Origin of the sequence: Flavobacterium psychrotolerans, assembly GCF_003097635.1 — a bacterium.
Lineage (GTDB): Bacteria > Bacteroidota > Bacteroidia > Flavobacteriales > Flavobacteriaceae > Flavobacterium > Flavobacterium psychrotolerans.
In genome coordinates, this window is sequence record NZ_QCZI01000030.1 from 1 (window position 1) to 5350 (window position 5350).

Sequence of the window (5350 nt, forward strand, 5' to 3'; positions counted from 1 at the left end):
TTTATGTAGTTTAACTAGTATAAAGCACTACTTAATCATCATTTTTATGCAGTTTATATAGCATAAAGTACTACTTAATCATCATTTTTATGTAGTTTATCTAGCATAAAGTACTACTTATTTATCATTTTTATGTAGTTTATCTAGTATAAAGTACTACTTTTTCTAACTAAATGGAGCAACAAAAATAGACTCCATAAAAATAGCAAACACAAATGTTTCCGAATTGGTAAATTGTTCCGCTATACGAAGTGTTCGTCAGGAACGCTCTTCGATGGTCACCCAACCTCGAAGCAATAAATTTTCACAAAGAATTTTCTTAAAGTCCCCAACTCAATTGCGTAGATATGTTAACGTATCGCTAGCGCGGAAATTTTTTCTGTACCCAAAACAAAAAAACCACAACAAAATATCAAATTCTGTTGTGGTCTTTGGCTTTTAAATTAGGGTTTATGATAAGAACAATACCGGCTTTTGGTAGTTGTATAACATCAAGTCGTAAGGAACCAGTTTAGGGGCTACTTTTTCTGAAGAAGCATCAAACTTAATGTGGTTGTGTTTTCTAAACAAGTAAATCTCCTTTAAACAGTTGGACAACCTCTTGTGAATTGCGGTCTTAAAAGTGGGCAATTTCTTGTCGCCTACCAATAAATCCATTTGGTAATTCGAACTACTTTTTGATAGGTTATTCCCTATGATTCTTAGCGTAAATGTGGTCGGGATTCCGTTTTGCTCCCCTTGATACTGTACTACCATACTGTTTGATATTAAAATGTGGTTAAATTAATAATGTCCCTACTTTTATATTTATTGAATTCTGTTTTAAAATTAACAAAAAAAAGAAAACCGCATCATAACAGCCCTTAAATTATCAATTTATAACAAAACTAATAAAATATTTTAGAATTTCATTTAAGATTCAAAAAAATATTAGGTAGCCTAAATGCCCTGTTTGTAATCCGTATGGCACGGACTTAAAAATCAAATCATCGAAAACAAAATTGCCATTTTCTTTACTGTCAAAAGAGTTCTACTTTTGCAACATCAAAACACAAACCAACAATGCCGGAATTAAAACCAGACACAGACCCAAAACCAAGCAAAAGCAAATTTTTAGACCGAAGCATAACCACGAGAGAAGTGATTTTTTTATTGGCCTTTGTTTTTTGTTTGTCGCCACTGATAACGCCACCCATTGCTCTTTTAATGGGTTTAATTATTGCGCAATTTGTTGGGCATCCCTATTTGCACCTCAACCATAAAGCCACGCATCTTTTATTACAAATCTCGGTAGTGGGTTTGGGATTTGGCATGAACGTCAATAACGCCATGAAAGCGGGAAAAGAGGGCATCCTATTCACCATAATTTCAATTATTAGCACTCTAGTTATTGGTTTTTTTATGGGCAAGTTTCTAAAAATAGAAAAGAAAACATCCTATCTCATTTCGGCGGGAACAGCCATTTGTGGAGGCAGTGCTATAGCAGCCATTTCTCCAGTAATAAAAGCGGAAGAAAAACAGATTTCAGTTGCTTTGGGCACCATTTTTATTTTGAATTCTATTGCGCTGGTGTTGTTTCCTATAATTGGGCATCAATTGCACCTTTCTCAAAACCAGTTTGGTTTATGGTGCGCCATTGCCATACACGACACCAGTTCTGTCGTAGGCGCGGCTAGTAAATACGGAACAGAAGCGCTAGAAATTGCAACCACCGTCAAATTAGCAAGGGCGTTATGGATTATTCCGGTTGCCTTTTTGTCAACGTTGCTATTCAAAAACAAAAACAGCAAACTAAAAATCCCGTACTTCATAGGATTGTTTGTTCTGGCTATGGTGGCCAATACTTTTTTTTCATTGGTGCAAGAATATAGCAGTTATTTAGTGGCCATTGCCAAAGCGGGACTCACTGTAACTCTATTTTTAATTGGGTGCGGACTGTCTAAAAAAGTATTGCTATCGGTTGGCATAAAACCATTATTGCAAGGTGTAGCGCTTTGGCTCCTCATTTCTGCAACAGCATTATGGGTAATATTGCATGTCACGAAATAGCTTAAAAATTTCCGTTTTTACAAGATGGATTGCCAAAAAAACACAACCGAAATGGATGATGTTGCGGTTTATATTTTATAAATGAAGGGTTTTTACCAAGAAATGGGATTGTAATCTTTCAGGAATTTTCCGCACCAATGTTTCCCCGTATTGATGCCGTCAAACAAGGGATCCATCACCCGTGCCGCTCCATCCACAATGTCTAGTGGCGGCTGAAAGTCCTGTTCTTCCTGTTTTCGTTTGGCTAGTTCAGCGGGATCTTCATCGGTCACCCAACCCGTATCAACGGCATTCATAAAAATCCCGTCTTTGGCCAGAGTCCCTGCGGCGGTATGCGTGAGCATATTCAAGGCCGCTTTTGCCATATTGGTATGCGGATGGCGGTCTTCCTTGAAATCGCGGTAAAACTTCCCTTCCATGGCCGAGACATTTATGATGTGCTTTTTTCCGGTATGGTCCTTCTTCATCACTTCCGAAAGACGGTTGCACAAGACAAAAGGCGCTACTGAATTCACGAGTTGCACTTCAATCATTTCGGTAGTTTCTATTTGCCCGAGTTTCAATCGCCAGCTGTTGGTTTTTCTCAAATCGACTTGTTGCAAATCGGCATCGAGTTCCCCTTCTGGGAAAACATCTTGGGTGACCAATGCCTTATCAAACGAATACGGAATTTGGGACAATTTGGCCGAAGCCCGTAACCCAATTCCCGGTTCTGGTCCGTGCCAAGTCACCGGCATGTTTTCATTGGATGAAAATCCTGTCGTCAAAACTTTTAATTCCTCTAAACAATGGGTATGATCCAGCAACAAATTTTGGGCGTTTACAGGCAACGATGCCATGGGGCGTTCTTCGTTTTCCATTAGATGCGCATAGAATCCGGACGGACGCCGCACCGTTTGCGCTGCATTATTAATGAGAATATCCAAACGCTCGTACTTTTGCTCGATAAAATTGCAGAAAATCTCCACACTCGGAATATGCCGCAAATCCAATCCGTGAATTTTCAGGCGGTGCCCCCATTCTATAAAATCATCCTCCTTGGCAAAGCGCAAGGCCGAATCTACCGGAAAACGGGTCGTGGCAATAACCGTTGCTCCTCCTCGCAACAACATCAAGGTAATGTGGTAGCCTATTTTTAAACGAGAGCCTGTAATAACCGCAATTTGCCCTTTTACGTCTGCCGTTTGGAAACGTTTGGCATAATTAAAATCGCCACAATCGGTACACATGGTATCGTAAAAGTGGTGCATTTTCGTGAATTCCGTTTTGCAGACATAGCAGTTTCTGGGTGTCTCCAGCTCCAATTGTTCTTTGTGGGCAAGATCGTGCAGGGCCAATAATTTAGGCGCCACAAAAACACTCGCTTCGCGGGCAGAACGGATTCCGGTTTCCTTGCGGGCGGTTCGGTCTTTTTTTTCCTGTTTGCGTTTGGCTACCGCTTTTCCGTCCTTTTTTCTACGGGAAAACTCCTCTCGATCCGGTCTAGAAAACATACCTGCCGCTTTGAGCAAGGCCGTTCGCTGTTCTTTCGGAATATCAAATATTTGGTCTGTGTCGGTATTCAATTGTGCCAAAATAGCGATACAACGGTCAATTTCTTCCGAACTTATGGCGCTCTTATGGTCTAGTTCTTCCTTCGTTTTCATATAAAAGTAGGTATTATTGCAAATATAGTCTTTAAAGTCATAAAGTTTCAAAGTCGTAAAGTCTTACCTTTCGACTTTCGACTTTTTCGTATCTTCGCGCCTACTTTGTAAATGTTTCTATGTTATTCCAAATAAAATCTTATCTCCAATTCCTCTGGAATTCCAAAAATAAACACGGCGTGCATTCACCCTTTGTGTTTGATTTGGTGACGAAATGTTTTTATGACAAAAAATCGAAATCGGAATATTCCGTTTTAAAAAAGCACCGAAATTCACTTTTAAAAAACAAAAAGACGATTGACGTGACCGATTTTGGCGCCGGTTCGCGGGTTTTCAAATCGAATACGAGGCAAATATCCCAAATTGCAAAAACGGCTGGGATTTCTCCCAAACGAGCGAAATTATTGTTTCGAATCACGAATTATTTTCAACCAGAAAGCATTCTGGAAATTGGCACTTCATTAGGATTAGCGACTTCTGCCCTAGCCTTGGGTAATCCAAAAGCAAAAATAATCACGCTCGAAGGTTGTCCTGAAACAGCCAATCATTGTCAGTTGCAATTGCAAAAATTCAATTTCAGTACAGTGGAATGCATGACAACAGAATTTGGAAGTTATCTTAAAACCCAAGTCCTGCAATCTACAACCTATAACCTCATCTATTTCGACGGCAACCATCAAAAACAAGCCACATTAGATTATTTTGAACTTTTATTGCCTACAATCGCCAATGATACGGCGTGGATTTTTGATGACATTCATTGGTCTCCTGAGATGGAAGAAGCTTGGGAAATCATAAAGAACCATCCTAAAGTTACAGTGACTATTGACACGTTTCAATGGGGAATTGTATTTTTTAGATACGAACAGGAAAAAGAGCATTTCATCATTAGAACATAAATTTTCATAGTTGAACTTCAAAAAAACAAACAGCATGGATATCAAACAGATTTTCGAGAATAACCGAAATTGGATTGTAAAACACCTTCAAACTGACGAAAATTATTTTGACAATTTAGCAAAAGGGCAAGCTCCCGAATTTCTTTATATCGGGTGTTCCGACAGTCGAGTTTCGGCTGAAGAACTGATGGGGTTGCAACCGGGAGAGGTTTTTGTACATCGCAACATTGCCAATATGATTCCGAATACCGACCTTAATTCGATGTCCGTTATCAACTATGCCGTCATGCACCTGAAAGTAAATCACATTGTTGTTTGTGGACATTATGGTTGTGGCGGTGTCCATGCGGCCATGCAACAATCTGATTTGGGCATCCTGAATCCCTGGCTAAGAAACATTCGCGATGTATACCGACTGCACCGGAAAGAACTCGACTCCATAACAAATGAGGGAGAAAAATATAAAAGACTGGTTGAATTGAATGTGCAGGAACAATGCATCAATGTCATTAAAACTGCCGAGGTTCAAAAAGCAAACAGCGAACGGAATTTAAAAGTTTATGGATGGATTTTTGATATCCATAACGGAAAGTTAATTGACCTCAAGATAAACTTTGATGAAATTTTGAAAGATATCACCAAAATTTATAAAATATCAAACTAAAGGGTTATTCTTTTAAACCCGTTGGGTGTAATTATTTGAAGTAGAAAATATTGGCTAGATATTGGTCAAGATACTGAAATTCAGTATCTTGA

The 5350-nt window shown here is 39.1% G+C and carries 5 protein-coding genes; 3 read left to right on the top strand and 2 right to left on the bottom strand.

Going from position 1 to position 5350, the window contains the following annotated elements; genetic code table 11:
* Window positions 1-450 precede the first annotated feature (450 nt).
* Entirely contained in the window at window positions 451-756 is a 306-nt protein-coding gene (locus DB895_RS13890; RefSeq protein WP_116725966.1) for a hypothetical protein, read from the bottom strand.
* 306 nt (window positions 757-1062) lie between these two features.
* Between DB895_RS13890 and DB895_RS13895 the strand changes: the two genes are divergently transcribed.
* Window positions 1063-2049: a YeiH family protein gene (locus tag DB895_RS13895; RefSeq protein ID WP_116725967.1), complete on the top strand. Its 987-nt coding sequence runs from the start codon at window positions 1063-1065 to the stop codon at window positions 2047-2049.
* Window positions 2050-2141: 92 nt separating this feature from the next.
* On the opposite strand, the gene DB895_RS13900 is transcribed toward DB895_RS13895, so the two are convergent.
* Window positions 2142-3695, bottom strand: a complete 1554-nt coding sequence (locus tag DB895_RS13900; protein WP_116725968.1) for an SDR family NAD(P)-dependent oxidoreductase — start codon at window positions 3693-3695, stop codon at window positions 2142-2144.
* 119 nt (window positions 3696-3814) lie between these two features.
* Here DB895_RS13900 and DB895_RS13905 point away from each other — a divergent pair, with 119 nt between their 5' ends.
* Both DB895_RS13905 and DB895_RS13910 read left to right on the top strand, forming a co-directional pair.
* Entirely contained in the window at window positions 3815-4594 is a 780-nt protein-coding gene (locus DB895_RS13905; RefSeq protein ID WP_116725969.1) for an O-methyltransferase, read from the top strand.
* Between the two features lie 34 nt (window positions 4595-4628).
* Window positions 4629-5258, top strand: a complete 630-nt coding sequence (locus DB895_RS13910; RefSeq protein WP_116725970.1) for a carbonic anhydrase — start codon at window positions 4629-4631, stop codon at window positions 5256-5258.
* Window positions 5259-5350 lie beyond the last annotated feature (92 nt).